Source organism: Pantoea sp. E956-1, from assembly GCF_982223955.1.
Genome location: NZ_CEUYZP010000010.1, coordinates 63300 through 83878, shown reverse-complemented (window position 1 = coordinate 83878; position 20579 = coordinate 63300). Strand labels below are relative to the sequence as shown.

Sequence of the window (20579 nt, the reverse complement as noted above, 5' to 3'; positions counted from 1 at the left end):
AGCCTCACCGACCGGCAAGGCTGACATTCGATTACTTCTTATATTTCGCCGCCAGAGTCGCAAACCACGGAGCGACAAAATCCTCATTGCTGCCCCAGCCCGGAATAATCTTGTTCAGCGACGCGACGTTCACGGCGCCAGGCTGGCTGTTAAGCTGCTGCTGAGAGATTGATGCCGCTTTAAACTGGTAAGTCGCGGGCGTCTCTTCACCGGCAATTTTCTTCGCCACCAGACGCATATTCACCGCGCCAATGGTTTTAGGATCGACCGCCACCGTCTGTACCCACGGGCTGTTTTTCTCGCGCATCAGCTGCAAATCCTGGTTCGAGACATCAATACTGTAGAGCTTGATCTCGGTACGGCCATTTTCCTGCAGCGCTTTGTAAGCGCCCTGGCTGAAGGCATCCCAGGCACCCCAGATGGCGTCGATTTTGCCTTTAGGGTATTTCGCCAGAATCGCGCCAATTTTATTGGCGGTGTCGCCCTGAACGTCAGTTGAAACCGCACCAATCGACTCAAGCTGATGAATGCCCGGATTCTCTTTCAGCAGTTTTTCATACACTACCTGACGGCGTTCCATCGGCGGGAAACCGGCAACCCATAGCTTGACGATGTTCGCTTTGCCATTGAAATCATGGATGAGCTGGCCCAGCGACAACTGCGCCAGTGAAGCGTCATCCTGCGCGGTGACGGTGACGCCCGGAATCGGGCTATCCACCGGCGTATCAAACACCGACAGCTTAATGCCTGCATCGGCAATGCGCTTCACCAGTCCGCTGGCGTAGGGCGCTTTACCGTGCGACAGCACGATGCCGTCATATTTCTGGCTGATCGCCTGATTCACGAAATCCTGGAAGCGCGCATCGTCGCCGTTGCTGAGGAAGGTGCTGACCTTAAAGCCCAGCTGACGACCCTGCTGAATGGCACCGGCAACAAACTGGGTGGTGTTGTCATCGGAGCCGAGATTGCGGATCACCGCAATACGGATCGGCCCGTCATGACTGGCGATAGCCGCAGGCACCGGCGTGACGGTATCCGCGAAGGCGGCGCTGGCGTTCAGCAGGCTCAGGGCCAGCAGCGAGAGTGTTATTTTTTGCATTGTTATCAACTCCGGTAAAAGCGCCTCAGCGGCGCTGGATATAGGTGATCGCCAGTGCTAAAGCCAGCACCAGCCCTTTAATAATGTCCATGGCGTAATAGGGAACAGAGAGCATCACCAGACCGTTCTGCAGCACGCCGAGGATCACCGCGCCGACCAGCGTGCCCAGCGCGTTCGGCTTGCCGGAACCCGCCAGTGAGAAGCCAATCCACGCCGCCGCGACGGCGTCCATCAGGTAGCCGCTTCCGGCGTTGACCTGAGATGAGCCGATACGCGAGGCGAGCAGAATGCCACCCAGGCCGGCCAGCAGTGAGGCAATTACATAAGCCAGCACCCGGTAGCGGGTAGTGCGGATGCCGGAGAGGCGGGCCGCTTCCGGATTGCCGCCCAGCGCATACATCCGGCGACCATGTTTGGTCAGCGACAACGCCAGCTGCGCGGCGACGGTGACGACCAGCATGATAATCACGATGGTCGGCACCTGGCCGAGCAGGCCAAACGCCGCCGGAATAGTGCCTTCCGCCATATCACCGCTCGGCAGCACCATATTCTCGGTGATCGATCCACCAAAGCTGTAGGTCATCGCCACACCCTGAATCACAAACAGTGTCGCCAGCGTTGCCAGCATGTCGGGGATGCGCAGGATCACAATCAGAAAGGCGTTAAACAGCCCGACCAGGGTGCAGAGGGCCAGGGTGAGCAGGATCGCGGTGGTAGTGCCGAAGCCGTACCAGACAAACAGCGAAATCACCAGCGCATTGGCCAGCGAGGCGGTCGATCCGACCGACAGATCAAAGCCGCCAACGGTCAGCGAGATCGAGACGCCGATCGCAATCACCGTGACAATGGCAATGGAGCGCAGAATATTGATGATGTTGTTGGGTTCAAGGAAGCTGTCGGAGGCGAGACCAAAGGCGGCGATCAGGATCACCACCGTGAGCAACATGCCCCATTTATAGAGAAAGTCGAACAACTGGTGACGCCACGGCGAGGCTGTCAGTTTCAGGCTGGTTTCTTTGCTGCTCACGCAGGGGTTCCTCCGGTGGAATAGAGCAAAAGCGTCTCTTCGGTGACGTCGCGTGCAGCCAGCTCGGCCACAATGCGTCCATCCCAGAGCACGCAAATCCGGTCGCATAAACCGACCAGTTCAGAAAACTCTCCTGACGCGTAAATAATGCCTTTCCCCTCGCGCGCCAGATTATCGATCAGGGTGAAGAGTTCGGTTTTGGCTTTGATATCGACACCTTTCGTCGGCTCATCGAAAATCAGCACGTCGGCGTTGTTGCGCAGCCATTTGCCTATCGCTACTTTCTGCTGATTGCCGCCGGAGAGACGGCGCAGCGTCTGTGCCGGACCGGTGGTGCGCACCTGCAACTGCTGGATAACCTGCTCCGCCCAGCGCCACGCCTGGCGATGACCAAACAGACTCCAGCGCGAAAAGCTATCGTCTGCGCTGACGCTGAGGTTCATTGCCACCGACTCATCAATAAAGATCCCCTCTTTGCGCCGCTCCTCCGGCACCAGCGCCATGCGGCGACTGACGGAGTCATGCGGCGAACGGGGCTGCCACGGCTGGCCATGCAGTTCACCGCCACTGACGCGGCTTTTGCTGGCACCAAACAGCGCTTTACAGAGTTCGGTTTTACCGGCGCCGGCCAGGCCTGCAATGCCCAGAATTTCCCCTTTATGCAATCGTAGCGAGATATCCTGCAGCAGTTGCTCATCATGAAGACCGTCAATCGCCAGCAGCAGCGGCTGAGTCTGCTGCGCGCGACGGGCCGGGAAGATATCGGTGAGCTGATGCCCCAGCATCTTCTCCACGATCTGCTCGCCGCTCAGTGCCGCCATTGGGCCGGTTTCAATCAGGCGGCCATCACGCAGTACCGTCAGCTGGTCGCAGATGGCTTTCAGTTCATGAATACGGTGAGAGATAAACACCACGCCGATGCCGCTGGCCTGCAGGCGACGCACCACAGCAAACAGCCGCTGACTTTCATGCTGATCAAGCGGGGCAGTGGGTTCATCCAGAATCAGGAAGCGGCAGTGGTGCGACAGCGCCCGCGCCAGCAGAATTTGCTGCTTTTCAGCCAGGGTGCAGCGCTCCACCAGCCGGTTGACGTCCAGCGCCACGTCGAGCTGAGCCAGCAGCGCTCGCGCCTGACGCCGAACCTCGCCCCAGCGATAGCGGTGGCCAGGCTCTGCCAGCCGATCCAGCAGAATGTTTTCCGCGACGCTGAGCTGCGGCACCAGCGCCACGTCCACTTCCTGCTGAACCAGATGGATACCCAGCCGTTTCGCATCACGCGGCGTACGGATGGAGACCGGCTCACCATCCAGCAGGATCTCGCCGCTGTAGTGGCTGTGCGCACCGGAAAGGATTGCCATCAGCGTTGACTTGCCCGCGCCGTTAGCGCCGGTCAGTGCATGTACTGAATGGCCGTCACTGCGGAAATCCACCGACGATAGCGCGGCAAACCCGCCAAAAGCGATGGAGATGTTACGCATCTCAAGGCAGTTTAACCCTGGCATGTCATTACTCTCCTGAAGAATCACTGGCCGCATTTTTTCCTGAACCTTCAGGCGCGGCAACAGCCGAAAGCGCATAAGCTAGCACGAAATCTTATTAGCCATCCAGACATCTGGACATAATGGCGGCTACAACCAGCGAAGCGCGGGAACGTGGCGGAATAGCGGGGTAAAGGGCGGAAAAGGCAGCGAATTATGCTGGTGAAAAAGTTAAGGCTATAAAACCAGGTCAGAGCCGGGTATGGGTGACTTAAGAGTCTGGTGCCAGCTAAGCGTCTATCCCGGAGCCTGCGATGGCAACGGGGATTTGAGAGATGACGAAAGGGAAATCACGGATATCGGGCGGCTGCATAAGCCTTTAACACGCCGGCGCTGGAAGTGTATTGGCTAAAAACAGTCGCCTCAACATAATGTGAGGTTGAAGCAGGAATGCTTATATCGCTTTTCGGCTATTTTTTACTGCCAGAAGCCGGGAAAGGGGGATGTGGTATTTTTCCTTAATATTGTTGCTTTCTGTCAGCCACCAGTTGATCTTTCCGTGATCGGTTAAAGGAAAGCTTTTTACTAAAACAGCGCTGAAGCCACGATGACCTTTATGAATAGCAATGATCTCAACCGGACGTGAGGTTAACCAAAAAAATAGCCTGCCATCAATACCCCTGCAACAGCAAGCACCAGGATCGCCTTTTTAATCATGCCTTCAATTATAGCCTCCGGTGATCTTAAGACTCTTTGCTGTATTGTTCATAACTATTTCAAAGTCAAAGTGATCGCTGGCTACTGGCCGATGTAACGGCTGTCCGATATCCTGTCAGGACATTGACTTACCTTTATTGCTTTATTATTTTACCGTCATCTTCCATGCGGTATTCTCCATCATCAACAGTATATGTAATGCCACTGTTTTTGCTGTAACTGATTATAAAAATCCTGTCTTTTTCGATGCAATTCATGGGTGGTTTCATGTCAGTAAAACAGAGTCGGTCATATTGATCATCTTCTTTGTAGCCTTCTCCGAACAACCAGATACTTACCGTATAATTACCGTAAGATGCCGGTTTAGGAATGTCATATTGTCGTTTCAGGGCGTCTTTGTTTTTTAACCACCAGTCAATTTTCCCACGATCTGTAATCGGAAAGTTTTTTACTAAAACAGAACTCCAGTTTGCGGTGTTATGAACGGCAACAATCTTTACAGGACGGAGCGAAAGCCAGAGTAAGTAGGCAAGTAACATAAAAATGAAAAGAAACAGTGCCAGAAGGGTTTTTTTTAGACTATTTTTCATTGGACTCTCCGCGGATTTCTACGGTTGCTTCCATATCGGTCATGAAGGGCTTAAAACCAAATTGATTGTATCTCTGAAGAACAAACCAGATGCGAAAAAAATGAAACTGGCTAAAATTTTTCTTTAATATATCAGCACTGTCGAGACCAAAGTGATCCTGTATTTTGTAATGTACCGTTGCCCGATAGTTGTTATTATCAATATGCAGTGATTTTATGGTTATATGCGCTGCCCAAATATCATGAACGGAAATCCCCATGCCGTTATAATTATCCTGTAATCTGTCAAATTTCGGGATTTTTCCAAATGTTAGTGCATTGTACAACTCATCTTTATTGTTTTTGGGGAAATGTTTTTTTACCCAGTCGATATTAGTTTTTACTGTTTTTTGTAGTATCAGGCGTGTACTATTTTCTTCAGAGTTGTCCCTGAGAATGTGTTCTCTCAAAGCCCTATCCAACGCCATATCACGGAAGGTCTTACCGCTATTATTCTGCATATGCGTGATCATCTTTTCGATCAGGTGACTATATGGCCCGCTCAGGGAAAATTTACGGGACAACGATCGAAATTCATCAAATAGCATTTCAGCACACTGCTGGCGGGAAATCGTTCGACCCTGGCCACGCCGATTACAGCAGAACATGGATTGAGGACGATCCAGTGAGGAACGCAGAGTCAGGGTCCAGGGATCAACCCGATCAGAAATGTAATCCAGCCGGTATTGGGATTTTAACTCTGCTTCAGTCAGATCGCCGCAGCGCATATCATCAGCACTGTAGTCGTTCATCGCCTTACGGGTGGTAAATATAGTGGAGGGAAACTGTAATGCGCCCATTATGATACACTCCTTGTATTATGGTCCGTTCAGCTTTTCACGAAAAATATACCATTCTGGTAATAGGGTGGGATGCGCCGCATATCACATTATCGTAATTATTTGTCGGGTTGCCCGTAATGATCTGTTCTCAAAGAGTGTGTCTGTAAACTGGATGCACAGGATAATACAGAAAGCATCAAAGATGTTAAAGATTTATGAATTAAAATGAGTTAATTTAAATGTTATTCAACTTTTTATTTTTGTTATAATTTATACTTTTGTTGGGCTGGAAAAATGCGAGATTTTATTACTGTCGCTGCAGCAGAAGCGCAGATTTAATCACTTTTAAGCTTTCTTATTTTACCTTCTTTAAAATTCCCATCCTCATGAGCGCTGGTAAATTCAGCAGGATGAAGGGATAACCATAGAAAGTAACCAGGCAGAATGCAACCAGCAGCGGGTAGCAGAGTATAAGGTTTCTTTCTGTTTTTTATAGTACCTTCCGATAGTTTTTATCGTGGTTTTTTTGTTATTCATAAATGGTTTAAACCAAAGTGATGATATCGCCGTGCGTATATCCCTGGTTATGTCGTCGTCCATCGGCAGCCGGGTTCCCGCTATTTTTCACAGAAACTTCCTTCCGGTCATTATTATACCTTTCTTGTATTATTGTCCGTTTGAATTTTCACAGAGAATATTACAGGGAAGTCGTCAGGAGAGTAAATGCCGTAAGTCATACGGCCTTAATGATTTAAAGATTTCGGGCGGGGTAACTTACGAAATGACTAAAAAGGCTGTGGCAGAAGAGGACAGTGGCGGGGCGGGCTGAACAGGTCAACATCACCGGTCAGGAAAAGTGCCGGTCACTTAGATGACCGGCATCAGGCCGGAGCCTGGTTTACTTTTTTTGTGACAGAATTACTTTTCTGGCACCACATTCAACAGGGTGGTCAGCAGTTTCCAGTAAAGGCCAACGCTTTCGATGTGAACCTGCTCATCCGGCGAGTGCGGCCCGGTGATGGTCGGCCCAATCGACACCATGTCCATCTCCGGATACGGCTTTTTGAACAGACCACACTCCAGACCGGCGTGGATCACCTGAATGTTCGGGGTCTTATCAAACAGCGCGATATAGGTCTGACGGGTCAGCGCCATAATGGCGGAGTCCGCATCAGGCTGCCAGCCTGGGTAGCCGCCTTTCGCTTTGGTCTGTGCGCCTGCCAGCTGGCCCAGTGAGGTCAGCATCTGCACCACATAATCGCGGCCGGTGTCGATCAGCGAACGGATCAGGCAGTTGATCTCTGCGTGATCGGCTTCCATGGTCACCACACCGATATTCAGTGAGGTTTCTACCACGCCTTTCGCCACGTCGGAGTTGCGGATCACGCCGTTTGGCATGCTGTTAAGCAGGTTCAGGAAGCGATCGCGGCTGTCAGCATTCAGGGCATCACCCTGATGCGCCAGCGGCTCAGTGACCAGTGCAATATTCGGCTCTTTGATGCCATGCTCATTTTTGATGGCGCTCAGGAAGTGCGCCGCCGCTGATTTCAGCGCATCCGCTTTGTGGCTTTCGACCGCGACGGTAGCGAAAGCTTCACGCGGGATCGCGTTGCGCAGCGTACCGCCGCTGAAGGCCAGCAGACGCAGATCCAGTTCAGCAGCGTGTGCCGCCAGGAAGCGCGCCAGCAGTTTGTTGGCGTTGCCGAGGCCCATATGAATATCGGCACCGGAGTGACCGCCACGCAATCCTTTCAACGTCAGCTTCAGGGTCTTGAAGTCAGCAGGCACCGCTTCACGGCTCAGCGGCAGGGTGGTGACAAAGTCGATACCGCCCGCGCAGCCCATGTAGATTTCACCTTCTTCTTCTGAGTCGGTGTTGATCAGGATTTCTGCCTGCAGCCAGTTGGGTTGCAGACCGAATGCGCCATCCATACCGGTCTCTTCGGTCATGGTCAGCAGCACTTCCAGCGGGCCATGCGTCAGGCTGCTGTCAGCCAGAACTGCCAGCGCAGAAGCCATACCGATGCCGTTGTCCGCGCCCAGCGTGGTGCCGCGCGCTTTCACCCATTCACCGTCAACCCAGGGCTGAATCGGATCTTTAGTAAAGTCATGGACGGTGTCGTTGTTTTTCTGCGGCACCATATCCAGATGCGCCTGCAGCGCGACCGGGGTACGGTTTTCCATGCCTGCGGTGGCGGGCTTACGAATCAGGATGTTGCCGACCTGATCGCGCTCACACCAGAAGCCTTGCTCTTTGGCCCAGCCGACGATGTAGCTCGCCAGCGCTTCTTCATGAAAAGAGGGATGGGGAATCGAGCAGATCTTAGCGAAAATATCCCACAGCGGCTGTGGAGAGAGTTGAGACAATTCAGACACGACAGGTCTCCTGTGTCAGTGTACCGGCGAGGCCGGACATCGCGAGTTTCCAGTGAAAAATCGCCGTCAGAGAATCTGACGAGCCAGGCCCGAGAATATCACTGTTTTCTACCGTGTGCGCTCTCAGACGCGCTAAAAAGCCGCAACCAGCGCGTGGGTGCTGGTTTTTAGTGCGTCAACTCCTTATAATCTCGCGCAACCTTTTCCCCGTTGCACATTTTTACGCCACCTCGGTTGGCTGGGATTTCTATTCTATGAGCGAAAAATACGTCGTTACCTGGGACATGCTTCAGATCCATGCCCGTAAACTGGCCCAGCGCCTGCTTCCTGTTGAACAGTGGAAAGGCATTATCGCGGTGAGCCGCGGCGGTCTGGTACCGGCTTCGCTGCTGGCACGTGAACTGGGTATCCGCTACGTCGATACCGTCTGCATCTCCAGCTATGACCACGATCATCAGCGCGAAATGAAAGTTCTGAAGCGCGCAGAAGGCGACGGTGAAGGCTTTATCGTGATCGATGACCTGGTGGATACCGGCGGCACTGCCCAGGCGATTCGCGAGATGTATCCGAAAGCGCGTTTCTGCACCATTTTCGCTAAACCAGCCGGTCGCTCACTGGTTGATGAATATATCGTCGATATTCCGCAGGATACCTGGATCGAGCAGCCGTGGGATATGGGTGTGGTCTACATCCCGCCGATTGTTAAAAACTGATTGATACACATCAGACAACGCCCGGTTATCCGGGCGTTGTGCTTTCTGAGCCTCGCACCCCGAATTGCCGTACAGTACACTTAGCCATCGCCGTTTCTGTTGCAGGAGAAGTGAGTATGTCGAGCAAAAATCTCAGTGAGGAGTTGTTCAAACCACGTTTTAAACATCCTGAAACCTCATCCCTGGTTCGCCGCCAGCATCATGCTACCCAGAATGTCCACTCTGCCCTGGACGGTGACAGCCAGCGTGGCTGGTATCGCATGCTGAATAAGCTGATGTGGACATGGCGGGGCCTGACGCCGCAGGAGATCAGCGAAGTGCTGTCGCGTATCGCGATCAGCAACGTTGAACATACCGATGAGACGCTGCTTGACACAGTCATCGGTTTTCGCGGCGGCAACTGGCATTTCGAATGGTGTAAACAGGCGGGTATCTGGCAGCAAAAAGCGCTGGAGGCCACCAACGACAGCGAGGCGGGCGACTACTGGTTGCACGCGGCGCATCTCTATAGCGTTGCGGCCTATCCCTATATAAAAGGGGATGAGCTGGCCGACCAGGCACAGACGCTGGCGAACCGCGCTTATGAAGAGGCGACTCAACGCCTGCCGGGCGAGCTGAAACCGCTGACGTTCGCCATTCCAGGTGGCAGCCCGGTTAACGGCTTTCTGCACATGCCGCCTGACGTTGAAGCACCTTATCCCACCGTGCTGTTCTGTGGCGCGCTCGACTCATTACAGAGCGATCACTATCGCCTGTTCCATGATTACCTTGCACCGCGTGGCATCGCCATGCTGACCATTGATGTGCCGTCGGTAGGCAACTCGGTGAAATGGACGCTGAATCAGGACACCAGCTTTCTGCATCAGCAGGTGCTGCGCGATCTGAAAAACGTGCCCTGGATCGACCATACCCGCGTGGCGGCGTTTGGTTATCGCTTTGGCGCTAACGTGGCCGTGCGGCTGGCCTATCTGGAATCGCAGCGACTGCGTGGTGTCGCCTGTCTTGGGCCGATTGTACATGCCCTGCTGACGCAGAAGGCATTGCAGGATGAGATTCCGGATATGTACATGGATATGCTGGCGAGCCGCCTGGGCATGGCAACGGCCTCTGACAGTGCGCTGCGTACCGAACTCAATCGATATTCGCTGAAAACCCAGGGATTACTGGGCCGCCGGACGCCGACACCGATGTTGTCGGGCTACTGGCAAAATGATCTTTTCAGCCCGGAAGAGGAGAGCAAGCTGATCGCTAACTCCTCGGCAGAGGGCAAAGCGTTGCTGATTCCGGTGAAACCGATGATGGCCAGTTTCGATAAGGCACTGAATGAAATTTGCGACTGGCTGGAGAAGCGTTTAAAAAGGTAACTGGCAAAATTTACAGTATTTGCTACAACTAGTAGCGGAATTCTTCCGGACTGCCGTTAAGCGAAACATGACATCACCTGGCCGTCCGGAAAATCAAGGCTGTATAGCGGTCAACATCTATGGAGATTCAGCATGACGTTACCAAGTGGTCATCCCCGCAGTCGCCTGCTTAAGCGCTTTACGGAGCTTGGGCCTTATATTCGCGATGGGAAATGTGGCGAAACCCGATTCTTCTTCGACTGCCTGGCTGCCTGCATTAATGTGAAACCGGCACCGGAACTGCGTGAGTTCTGGGGCTGGTGGATGGAGCTGGAAGCGCAGGCTGACCACTTTACCTATGTCTACCATATCGGTCTGTTCGATAAAGAGGGTGACTGGTCGGTGGCAACCATCAAAGGCAAAGAGAATACGGCGCGCGTGGAAGAGACCTTACGGAATTTCCATACCCGTCTTAAAGCGATGCTGAAAGAGTTCGAGCTGGATCTGATTCCGGCCAGCGATTTCGATGAGAAACCGGTGAAGCTGAGCGCCTGATTGGGTAGTGCAGTGAAATAAAGACGAAAAAAAGGGCGCGTTGAAAAACGCGCCCTTTTTTATGCTCACACATTCTGTAGCTTATGCTGTGCGGCATTAGCCTGAAATCAGAACTGGTAAGTCACACCCATCGCGACCACGTCATCGTTGTTAATCGACAGCGCGTTGTCATCATCCAGCTGGTTGATTTTGTAATCAACGAAGGCGGACATATTTTTGTTGAAGTAGTAGGTCGCGCCCACGTCGATATATTTCACCAAATCCGCATCGCCGATACCGTTTTCGATATCTTTGCCCTTGGTCTGTACATAGCCGATAGACGGACGCAGGCCGAAATCAAACTGATACTGCGCCACCAGTTCGATGTTCTGCGCTTTGTTGGCTGCGCCCGCGACGGCAGCACCGGTGTTACGGTTGGTGCCGCTGATAGGTGTCATGTTCCGGGTATCGGTATAGATCGCCGCCAGGTAGACGCTGTTGGCATCATACTTCACGCCTGCGCCCCAGGAATCCGCACGGTCACCGCCGCCATAGGCGCGTGCCTGCTGCTGGTTGGTACGGTCAGATGAGGTGATGGCACTCATCAGGCTCACACCGGAATCACCCAGGGCATAGCCCAGTGAAGCACCGTAGCCGTCGCCATTCTGACGGTTAATGTCGGTGCGGGTGTTAGCGCTGGTGGCGTCGTTTTTACCCTGATACTGCAACGCAAACTTCAGCCCATCGACCAGACCAAAGAAGTTATTGTTGCGGTAAGTCGCCACACCGGTGGCGCGCTGGGTCATAAAGTTATCGGAACGGGCTGTACCGTCACCGCCGAATTCCGGGAACACGTCGGTCCAGGCCTCAACGTCATACAGCACGCCGTAGTTACGACCATAATCGACCGAACCATACTGCGAGAATTTCAGACCGGCAAACCCAAGGCGAGTTTTGTTGCCATTATTGGCGTCGCTGCCTTCGGAGTTATTGACGTTATACTGATATTCCCACTGACCATAACCGGTCATCAGGTCGTTAATCTGTGTCTGACCCTTAAAGCCGATACGGGTATAGGACTTGTCTCCATCCTGGCTGGCATTATCGCTGATGTAGTGCTCAGCTTTAACTTTGCCGTATAAGTCCAGTTTGTTGCCATCTTTGTTATAGATTTCGGCAGCCTGCGCGGCAGATGCCAGCGTCAGCGTGGAGAGGATCATGGCCAGTGTGCTTTTCTTCATTTGCTATCAATCCCAATGTGAACGCCGTAAAAAAATGAAAGTTTTTGTAAAACACGGACTTTTTACCCGTCGGCGATGAAGTTTTTATGACACTTTTCATGATTTCTTGTTAACCCTGAACTTTTGGTCTACGTCCTTGTCCGCGTAAATTCGTGCTTTTCCCCCGCTGGCTGTTGGCTTCCTTATCGACTCCTGTTAAAACGTCCTTTCGTAAAAATTTTTCACTACGGCAGGAAATATGAGTGGCAGTCAGACCTTAGTGGTCAAATTGGGTACCAGCGTTCTCACCGGCGGCTCCCGCCGGCTGAATCGGGCGCACATGGTGGAACTGGTTCGTCAGTGTGCGCAGCAGCACGCGGCGGGCCACCGCATTGTGATTGTGACCTCTGGCGCAATGGCCGCCGGACGTGAACATCTGGGTTACCCCGAACTGCCACCCACCATCGCCTCAAAGCAGCTGCTGGCTGCGGTGGGGCAGAGCCGTCTGATTCAGCTGTGGGAACAGTTGTTCTCAATCTACGGTATCCATATTGGTCAGATGCTGCTGACCCGTGCCGACATGGAAGATCGCGAGCGCTTCCTGAATGCCCGGGACACGCTGCGTGCGCTGCTGGATAACCACATTGTGCCGGTGATCAATGAGAACGATGCCGTCGCCACCGCTGAAATCAAAGTAGGTGACAACGACAATCTCTCGGCGCTGGCGGCGATGCTCGGTGGTGCCGACAAGCTGCTGCTGCTGACCGACCAGCAGGGACTGTTCACCGCCGATCCGCGTAACAATCCTGAGGCTGAGCTGATCAGTGATGTCCATGTGATCGATGATGCGTTGCGTGCCCTGGCGGGCGACAGCGTATCGGGTCTCGGCACTGGCGGCATGTCGACCAAGCTTCAGGCGGCGGATGTCGCCTGCCGCGCCGGTATCGATGTCATCATCGCCTCGGGCAGTCGCAGCGGCGTGATCGGCGATGTGATTGACGGTAAGCCGGTCGGTACGCGCTTTCATGCGCAGCAATCACCGCTGGAAAATCGTAAACGCTGGATTTTCGGTGCGCCTCCGGCCGGTGAACTCACCGTCGATGATGGTGCGCTGGCGGCAATTATTGAACGCGGCAGTTCGCTGCTGCCGAAAGGGATCCGTGCTATCCAGGGGAATTTCTCGCGCGGTGAAGTGATCCGTATCCGCAGTTTGCAGGGTCGTGATATCGCCCATGGTGTTTCACGCTACAACAGCGACGCGATGCGGATGATTGCCGGTCATCACAGCCAGCAGATCAGCGAAATCCTGGGCTATGAATATGGCCCGGTGGCGGTTCACCGCGACGACATGATCGTCAGTTAAGGAGCGGACAATGCTTGAAGAGATGGGAAAAGCGGCCCGCGCCGCAGCTTACACCGTGGCCGATCTGTCGACTGCAGAGAAAAATCAGGTTCTGATGACCATTGCCGACCGTCTGGAGGCGGAAAGCGCAGACATTCTGGCGGCCAATGAGCTGGATTTAGCCGATGCGCGTCAGAACGGCATGAGTGCCGCGCTGTTAGACCGGCTGACACTCAATCCGCAACGGCTCGGCAGCATCGCCAGCGATGTGCGCCAGGTCTGCCAGCTGGCCGATCCGGTGGGGCAGTTAATCGATGGCGGTCAGCTCGACAGCGGCTTGCGCATTGAACGTCGTCGCGTACCGCTGGGCGTGGTGGCCGTGATCTATGAGGCGCGTCCCAATGTCACGGTGGACGTTGCCACTCTGTGCCTGAAAACCGGCAACGCCGCTATTTTGCGCGGTGGTAAAGAAACCTGGCGCACCAATGCGGCCACGGTACGGGTGATCCAGAACGCGCTGCAGCAGCACGGTTTACCGGCGGCTATCGTTCAGGCGATCGAAAACCCGGATCGCGAGCTGGTGAATCAGTTGCTAAAGCTGGATCGCTACGTCGATATGCTGATCCCGCGCGGCGGCGCCGGGCTGCACAAGCTCTGCCGGGAAAATTCTACTATTCCGGTGATCACCGGCGGCATCGGCGTCTGTCACATTTACATTGATGAGACGATGGAGACTGAACCGGCACTTGATCTGATCGTCAATGCCAAAAAACAACGTCCCAGCGCCTGTAACTCCCTGGAGACGCTGCTGGTGGATCAGGCGATTGCCGATCGTTTCCTGCCCGCCTTCAGCGCGCGTATGGCGCAGGAAGCAATCGCGCTGCATGCTGACAGCAACGTGCTGGCGCAGTTGCAGCAAGGCCCGGCACCGGTCACGCAGGTGAATCCGCAGCAGTACAACGATGAGTGGCTGTCGCTGGATCTTAACGTCAAATTGGTGGCGGATATGGATGAGGCAATCGATCACATTCGTACGCACGGCACCCAGCACTCTGATGCCATCCTGACCCGCAACACCCGCAACGCCGCGCGTTTTGTCCGTCAGGTCGACTCCTCAGCGGTCTATGTCAACGCCAGCACCCGCTTTACCGATGGCGGACAGTTTGGTCTTGGCGCTGAAGTGGCGGTCAGTACCCAGAAACTGCATGCTCGTGGGCCGATGGGATTAGAGGCGCTGACCACCTATAAATGGATAGCCTGGGGCGACGATACGCTCCGGCCATAACTGCCATAATTTTTAACAAAACGGGAGTCTTTCAGAGACTCCCGTTTTTTTTTGCTCGTTTTTTCGGGCCAGTGAAAGATAGAGTTTTCTGTGCATCAGCTTAATTTTCATTCCGGTCTCGTCACTGCTGGCCATTATGCTGTCTGATATTCACGCAAATTCTTACGGAACATTCCTGAAAGCCGGGGCTGTACGCGGCCTGAGGCAATATTTTTTGTTCAGAGGCGGGCTGAAGCGGATAATGATTATCAGCAATGCTTGATAAAGCGGTTAGGTAGTAAACGAGCGGTAATATAAAATGAACTGGTAGCAATAATGAAAATAACATCCAGTATCTCTTCTATGGCTGATTATTAACTAATGGTTAAAAAAGAAAGTACAAGACAAGCTTTCACCGCCAGGCTGATAGCGGCCTGTGAGAGTGCCGGCATTGCCGGACATGGACGAAACAAACAGGTTGCCAGGGCCCTGCAGCAGCAAGGCTGTAAGATTTCAACGCCGGGAGTGTGGAAGTGGTTTAACGCGCAGTCAGTGCCGGATGGGGGCAACTTACTGGCACTCAGCCAGCTGCTGGGTGTCAGGGTAGAGTGGCTGCAGTACGGTATGGAGCAACCTGCTGAGCCGGTGACGTTAAGTGCGCTCACCGGTCAGAAGAATGTGTTTCGGATTGATAGCCTCGACATTGGTCAGCGAAGTGCTGCGGGCCTGCCCGCGCGTGATGAGTTTGTCGAGACGATACAGGCGATCGAATATGGTCTGGATGAGGCGCGGGTGCTGTTCAACGGTCGCCCGGCGGAAAACATCCGGTTAATCGCTATCAACAGTGACTCTATGGCTGACACCTTTGCGCCGCGCGATCAGCTGTTTGTGGATATCAGCGTGCGGATGTTCGACGGCGACGGCATCTATATTTTTACCCTCGATGAGCAACTCTATCTCAAGCGCCTGCAGCTACAGCACAAGAAAATTGCTGTAATATCAGACAATAAACGCTATGAAACCTGGTATCTTAATCATGATGACGTCACCAGCCTGAAGGTGCTGGCAAAAGTGATCATGAGCCAGGCGCGGCACTATCAAATCCTCGGTTAAGGCCGTTTCTGGCGTTTTTTTCGGGAGGCCTGCAAAAAAATAATCGGCATAAATTCATAAATTTAACCAGCGGTAAATAAAAAATTAACCAACAGTGTTTGATAAAGCATAAGAACCTGTTAATAATTTGGATATGGATGAACGAAGCAGTTCTTTCAGGGATGAGCCGCTCTTAAACAATTGAGGCGCTGCACAAGCGCGAATCATACCACCCAAAAGTCAGTGAACTTTGGGATGGGGTGGATGCGCAAAATGCAGCGTCGTCAGATGCCGTTTATTTCCCCTCGCTTACTTTCCACCTGGCTGCTGATGCAGCCGGGCGGCGAGCGTGCGACCGTAATACACGACATTCGGGCCCGTTCGGTTCGCCGAAAGCTCGCGCCTGCCACCCCATCGCCAAAGACTCATTCACAGGAGGAGTTATGGCGATAATTCACTATGGCAAAAGCGTTTTTATGGGCAACGCACGTACTCGTCGCCATCGGCGGCGCCAACCTCTCAGCAGCCTGACACAGAGCATCGACCAGGCCCTGAACTTCCCAACTGAAACACCCACCCTGAGACGTGCAGAGCAAATCTGCCAGCGTCAGGTCGCCCCGCGCGTTGACCGCGCAATTACCGCACCCCGCGTCACCAGTCAGGAAACACCCAGTTTCGACAATTGCTGTCTTCCGCATGTTCACCTCTACGCCGTGAGCTGAAACGCGAAGAAAACGCCTTTTCCGCTCCGGCAAACACTTCGCAACCTCCAGATATCACTGGTCGCAACCTGGTGAATTACTGTTCAGTTTTGCTGCAGGTTCAGCAGGGCATTCTGCTGCCCTGCGCAGGGTAATGATCAGCAGGCGTTATGTATTTCGTTTCACAAGGCTGAGTTGCCTTAATCCGTCATTGAGGAGTCGTTATGAGCCAGATAATCGCAGTACTGAATTTTGAAGAGGGGTATGTCGACACGCCCTATCTCGACACGCTGGGCTTTCCCACGGTGGCCGGCGGCATCCGCATTGGACCCAAGGGGGCGTCACTGAGTAATTACGCTTTCCGCGTGCCACGGCGCGTCGGTGATGTCTGGAAGCAGTGCATCCTTGAAAACAAAATTCAGGAGATGCAGGGCAGAGAGTTGCTGCGTAATGCGCTGGCGAAGTGCAATGACGCCCGCACCGACGTGCTGCTGAGCATGGCTTATCAGCTGGGCGTCGAGGGCGTCCTGCAGTTCAAAAACATGCTCAGCGCCATCGTCGCTGAACAGTTTAATGAGGCGGCTGACGCGATGATGAACAGCCTCTGGGCCCGTCAGACGCCGGGCCGCGCCAGACGTCACGCGGAGATGATGCGCAGCGGGACCTATGCGGTTTACAGGGGGTTGCTATGAGATGGCTCATGTTTCTCACCGCCGTGCTGACGGCAATCATCATTCTGCTGCTGCTGCAGCGCTTTACCACCCTCCAGTTTGTTTCTCATGCCCGTCTGCTTTTCAAAACCTGGTCTGTCTGGCTCGCGTCGCTGGGTTCCATGCTCAGCGCCTGGGCGCAGTCATTTCCTTCTGCTGCTGTCGATGCCTGGAGCGCACTGCCCGAAGACGTTAAAGCGATTCTGCCGCACAACTATCTCGGGCTGGTGGGCGCCTTCATGGTGGCGATGGGGGTGATTGCACAATTTGTTCGTCAGAAAAACCTGCTCACTGCGAAGGAGCAGGCTGAAGGAGCGAAGCCATGACTCTGATAACCACCTTACTGGGCGGCAGCTGGCACTGGCTTGCCGCGCTGGTTGCCGTCATCGCGGCGCTGGGTGCCAGTTATTTCGGCGGCAAGAAAATCGGCAAAGTGCAGCAAAAAGCGCGATCTGACGTCGATAACGCGCAACAGGAGGCGTCCCGCATCACCGCGGTCGCGCAACAACAACAACACAACCGCGAGGAGGCTAACCGTGTGGCGACTGACAACCATAGCCTTGATGACGCTGCTGCTCGCGACAAGCTGCAGCAGTCGAAATACCACAAACCCTGAGCCGATGGCGATCACCGACTCTGCCTGCATACTTTTTTCCCCTCTTTATACCTACGGCGATGACGCGCAAAAAATGGACGTTCGTACGGTGCGCGCCATCAACACCCACAACGACATGTGGGACTCTCTTTGCGGCCATCCGGCTGCGGCTAAGTAGTGCGCTGATTTCAGCGCGATATCTCTATGATCCTGAGGAGGATTCTATGATCGAAGTTAACTCTTTTGCTGAGCTGCGTACCACTGTTCCACCAAAATCAGGTGAAGTCGCGAGCCTTAAACGCTATTACGATAAGGACTCCAGCTTCCGTGGTGGTGCTGACTTTGTTGGTTTCCTCAGCACCACACCGCTGAAGGATGATGGCGGTACAGTGGCGGTGGGCAACGGTTTCTACTGGAAGCGCACTATCAACGATCCTGCCGAAGTGAATATTCTGCACTTTGGCGCGAAAGGGGATGGCGTTACCGACGATACTGATGCCTTCAGGCGGATGCTGGCATGGACGCAGACTTACAACACCTATGCTAAAGCGATTCCAGTGCGTTTTCCCGGAGGCCGCTTCCTGATTTCTCCCATCGATCTCACCAATACGGAATTGCCATTTTTTGGTCTGATAGGGGATGACATTGAACAGGGATCGTCACCCCGTACCACCATTGTTTCTGACAAAAGCGCTAATCCGGTGTTTAAGGTCATGGCGCGCAAAATCGCCATCAAAGGCATTTGCTGGCACGGACAGGCTAACGCCGGGACTGTCGACACTACTCTTAAAGTCACCGTCACGCCTGAACAGTGCAGTAACGTTCAGCCGTTCTTCGAAAATACAATTGTCGGAGGCCAGATCGTCAATATCTTCTGCTTCAAGGCGCAAAGTACCGGGGGAACCGTCTTTAAGCTGCAGGATACGCTCGACAGTAAATTCGATCAGATCTACAGCTCCAGTACCTATTCACGCGTGTTTGATATCGGCTGGTCAAATACGCCGAAGGGGAACTGGGATCACTCAACCGCGATTGAACTGTGTAATGCCAACTTCCAGTCGGGCTATGGCGATGCCACGCTCTATATGCCGCGCGTCACACAGGGGGTCATGCGCAACGTCTGGATTGAACACACGACTAACCCGGGGGATCTCTCTGACGGCGGCTGGAACATTGAAACGCTCAACATTGAAGATTGCGCCACGCCGCTCAATCTCAACAATGCCCGCGTGGTCATGCGTCATATTAACCTGCAGGCGGGGGCGAAAATCACCAATGATGTGGCCGGAAACAAATGGTTATCGACCTTTGAATATGGCTATCGTCGGGATGAGAACTACGGCACGTTCATGACCGGTTCGCTGCGTGCTGGCTATTACAGTGGCTATAAAGTGGTGAACAACACCGATACCGATAACTGGTATCGGCTGGGGCAGCTCTATTTCCCGGCGCCTAACCAGCAATGGGTGATGGAGCTGATAGGGAAAGCGGATGCCACCACGCCGTCCGGCACCGCCGGTTCGCCGGTAAATGTGGTGGGCACCGGTAAGACCCTGATCAACCTGCAGCGACTGGAGACGGTCTGGGCCGATGCTTACCATATGGGACAGCCTTCCGTGCTGGACATTCGTTATGGCCGGGTAGGGACCACCTACGCCGTAATCTGGGTCAAGCTGAGAGCTAACAGCGGCGAGACCATGTTCAACCTGAAGACCACCGGTCCGACCCGCTTCGATACCGGTTCCTGTTCGCTGTTCCAGTCGGATATGTCGGTGGTTACGGACATCACCAAAATCAGCAACCTGAAACCCGCTGCACGTTTTGGTATGCACAACGGGCTGGCGGGCATCGGGGCCAACGAAAAAGGGGTGGTTACGCTGGCTACTGCTGCGGGTACGCCGACCAATAAGACCGCTCCGACCGGTTTTGTGCTGATCAATATCAACGGCGTGGACCGTAAGGTTCCTTACTACGATTGATGATCGGCATGTTTTGGGCGAGGCTCCGGCCTCGCCCTTTTTTGATCTGAGTTTATCTCCGCTTCTTTTTACGTCGCCAGAAAGGTCGCAGTTGCACTACGAAGCCAGACAGTCTCCCTGACACTGCCTTTCGCCTTCATTCTCATCGGCGGGCTGATTGCGATTAATTTGAATTACGGCTTGCGTCATCTTGAGAAGTGTGGCCTAATGAATCGTCGGTTTGATTAACAGACACTATCAAAGTAAGTAACCAAAGCAGTTCTCATCTCTAAGTTTGTCGCGAGACATCCCTTCTTTTTGAGTCTTCTCTTACGTTCTGATTAAAATCTGTTCTCAGGCCATTATGTATGCCGGAAGGCTCGATATATTAAGGATTTAAGCATGTCTAACAAAATTCGCGGTACCGTTAAATGGTTTAACGCAGAGAAAGGCTTCGGTTTCATTTCTCCTGCAGACGGCAGCAAAGATGTATTCGTACATTTCTCTGCAATCCAGGGCACCGATTTCCGTTCATTAGATGAAGGTCAGCAAGTTGAATTCACAGTAGAAAATGGCGCCAAAGGCCCAGCTGCTGCGAACGTTGTTGGTCTCTAAGGACTGAAAATTACTTTTAAATGTCCTCACTGTAGTGGCTCACAGTTTCGTACATCACATTTTGATGTTACAAGAGCCAACCCGCATGGAGCGAAATGCATTTTCTGCAAATCTGTCGTGGTTCAGGTGAACATGGCAAGGATTGCAATTCAGAGCCAGCTTCGCGCTCTCTGATTAAGGCTAGTGAGCTTTATAGCGTTGTTGCATTTACAGTAATAAAAGGCTGCCTCTGGCAGCCTTTTTTGTTTCTGCGTTTCCTCCTTCTCAACCCTCACGCTTTTTCCTCGTAACCTGCCTGTACCTGCACTTCCCCTGTTTAACTTTACCGCTGACCGCTTATCGCTTATCGCTTATCGCTTAAATGCCTGTAACCTATCCGCTCTTA

Annotated in this window: 22 protein-coding genes; 14 read left to right on the top strand and 8 right to left on the bottom strand. The window is 53.4% G+C overall.

Features of this window, described 5'->3' with window-relative positions; genetic code table 11:
• Window positions 1–31 precede the first annotated feature (31 nt).
• From AC0T7J_RS20180 to pepD, 7 genes are all read right to left on the bottom strand, one after another.
• A complete protein-coding gene (locus tag AC0T7J_RS20180) occupies window positions 32–1099 on the bottom strand; it encodes a sugar ABC transporter substrate-binding protein (RefSeq protein ID WP_010255186.1) in 1068 nt (355 codons plus the stop codon).
• Window positions 1100–1124: 25 nt separating this feature from the next.
• Window positions 1125–2126, bottom strand: coding sequence for an ABC transporter permease (locus AC0T7J_RS20175; RefSeq protein WP_473796400.1), 1002 nt, complete (start codon window positions 2124–2126; stop codon window positions 1125–1127).
• Window positions 2123–3628, bottom strand: coding sequence for a sugar ABC transporter ATP-binding protein (locus AC0T7J_RS20170; protein ID WP_473796397.1), 1506 nt, complete (start codon window positions 3626–3628; stop codon window positions 2123–2125). Before AC0T7J_RS20170 ends, AC0T7J_RS20175 begins: the two co-directional genes overlap by 4 nt.
• A 430-nt stretch (window positions 3629–4058) precedes the next feature.
• Window positions 4059–4280 carry a DUF943 family protein gene (locus AC0T7J_RS20165; protein ID WP_473796537.1) on the bottom strand — a complete coding sequence of 74 codons (222 nt, stop codon included), beginning with the start codon at window positions 4278–4280 and terminating at the stop codon, window positions 4059–4061.
• 175 nt (window positions 4281–4455) lie between these two features.
• Window positions 4456–4911, bottom strand: coding sequence for a DUF943 family protein (locus AC0T7J_RS20160; RefSeq protein ID WP_473796394.1), 456 nt, complete (start codon window positions 4909–4911; stop codon window positions 4456–4458).
• Complete coding sequence (locus tag AC0T7J_RS20155) at window positions 4901–5749, bottom strand: YPO3983 family protein (protein WP_473796391.1); 849 nt, start codon at window positions 5747–5749, stop codon at window positions 4901–4903. The genes AC0T7J_RS20160 and AC0T7J_RS20155 overlap by 11 nt, the downstream gene beginning before the upstream one ends.
• 900 nt (window positions 5750–6649) lie before the next feature.
• Window positions 6650–8107, bottom strand: a complete 1458-nt coding sequence (gene pepD, locus AC0T7J_RS20150; RefSeq protein ID WP_473796388.1) for a beta-Ala-His dipeptidase — start codon at window positions 8105–8107, stop codon at window positions 6650–6652.
• 254 nt (window positions 8108–8361) lie between these two features.
• On the opposite strand from pepD, the gene gpt reads away from it, so the two are divergent.
• The 3 genes from gpt (at window position 8362) to crl (ending at window position 10718) form a co-directional block, all read left to right on the top strand.
• Window positions 8362–8820 carry a xanthine phosphoribosyltransferase gene (gpt, locus tag AC0T7J_RS20145; RefSeq protein WP_473796385.1) on the top strand — a complete coding sequence of 153 codons (459 nt, stop codon included), beginning with the start codon at window positions 8362–8364 and terminating at the stop codon, window positions 8818–8820.
• A gap of 116 nt (window positions 8821–8936) precedes the next feature.
• Window positions 8937–10184 (top strand): esterase FrsA, encoded by a 1248-nt coding sequence (gene frsA / locus AC0T7J_RS20140; protein WP_473796382.1) that lies wholly within the window; start codon window positions 8937–8939, stop codon window positions 10182–10184.
• Between the two features lie 132 nt (window positions 10185–10316).
• Window positions 10317–10718, top strand: coding sequence for a sigma factor-binding protein Crl (crl, locus tag AC0T7J_RS20135; protein WP_473796379.1), 402 nt, complete (start codon window positions 10317–10319; stop codon window positions 10716–10718).
• 107 nt (window positions 10719–10825) lie between these two features.
• Here the strand turns inward: crl and ompC are convergent, their stop codons facing one another.
• Window positions 10826–11938 carry a porin OmpC gene (ompC, locus tag AC0T7J_RS20130; protein WP_346557740.1) on the bottom strand — a complete coding sequence of 371 codons (1113 nt, stop codon included), beginning with the start codon at window positions 11936–11938 and terminating at the stop codon, window positions 10826–10828.
• A gap of 238 nt (window positions 11939–12176) precedes the next feature.
• Between ompC and proB the strand changes: the two genes are divergently transcribed.
• From proB to ymcF, 11 genes are all read left to right on the top strand, one after another.
• Window positions 12177–13280 (top strand): glutamate 5-kinase, encoded by a 1104-nt coding sequence (proB, locus tag AC0T7J_RS20125; RefSeq protein WP_473796376.1) that lies wholly within the window; start codon window positions 12177–12179, stop codon window positions 13278–13280.
• 10 nt (window positions 13281–13290) lie between these two features.
• On the top strand, window positions 13291–14544 hold the full coding sequence (gene proA / locus AC0T7J_RS20120) for a glutamate-5-semialdehyde dehydrogenase (RefSeq protein ID WP_473796373.1): 1254 nt from the start codon (window positions 13291–13293) through the stop codon (window positions 14542–14544).
• 360 nt (window positions 14545–14904) lie between these two features.
• The gene (locus tag AC0T7J_RS20115; protein WP_010255201.1) at window positions 14905–15636 is read left to right on the top strand and encodes a S24 family peptidase; all 732 of its coding nucleotides are present in this window, start codon (window positions 14905–14907) and stop codon (window positions 15634–15636) included.
• Between the two features lie 422 nt (window positions 15637–16058).
• Window positions 16059–16337: a transcriptional antitermination N peptide gene (locus tag AC0T7J_RS20110; RefSeq protein ID WP_473796370.1), complete on the top strand. Its 279-nt coding sequence runs from the start codon at window positions 16059–16061 to the stop codon at window positions 16335–16337.
• A 203-nt stretch (window positions 16338–16540) separates the two neighbouring features.
• Window positions 16541–17008, top strand: a complete 468-nt coding sequence (locus AC0T7J_RS20105) for a glycoside hydrolase family protein (protein ID WP_473796367.1) — start codon at window positions 16541–16543, stop codon at window positions 17006–17008.
• Window positions 17005–17352 carry a DUF7940 domain-containing protein gene (locus AC0T7J_RS20100; RefSeq protein WP_473796364.1) on the top strand — a complete coding sequence of 116 codons (348 nt, stop codon included), beginning with the start codon at window positions 17005–17007 and terminating at the stop codon, window positions 17350–17352. Before AC0T7J_RS20105 ends, AC0T7J_RS20100 begins: the two co-directional genes overlap by 4 nt.
• Window positions 17349–17642 carry a hypothetical protein gene (locus tag AC0T7J_RS20095; RefSeq protein WP_473796361.1) on the top strand — a complete coding sequence of 98 codons (294 nt, stop codon included), beginning with the start codon at window positions 17349–17351 and terminating at the stop codon, window positions 17640–17642. The genes AC0T7J_RS20100 and AC0T7J_RS20095 overlap by 4 nt, the downstream gene beginning before the upstream one ends.
• 4 nt (window positions 17643–17646) lie before the next feature.
• Window positions 17647–17799 (top strand): hypothetical protein, encoded by a 153-nt coding sequence (locus AC0T7J_RS20090; protein ID WP_473796357.1) that lies wholly within the window; start codon window positions 17647–17649, stop codon window positions 17797–17799.
• Window positions 17800–17845: 46 nt separating this feature from the next.
• Window positions 17846–19600: a glycosyl hydrolase family 28-related protein gene (locus tag AC0T7J_RS20085; protein WP_473796354.1), complete on the top strand. Its 1755-nt coding sequence runs from the start codon at window positions 17846–17848 to the stop codon at window positions 19598–19600.
• A gap of 381 nt (window positions 19601–19981) precedes the next feature.
• Window positions 19982–20194 (top strand): transcription antiterminator/RNA stability regulator CspE, encoded by a 213-nt coding sequence (gene cspE, locus AC0T7J_RS20080; protein ID WP_003854408.1) that lies wholly within the window; start codon window positions 19982–19984, stop codon window positions 20192–20194.
• A gap of 3 nt (window positions 20195–20197) precedes the next feature.
• Window positions 20198–20368, top strand: a complete 171-nt coding sequence (ymcF, locus tag AC0T7J_RS20075; protein WP_109654107.1) for a cold shock small protein YmcF — start codon at window positions 20198–20200, stop codon at window positions 20366–20368.
• The last annotated feature ends 211 nt before the right edge of the window (window positions 20369–20579 follow it).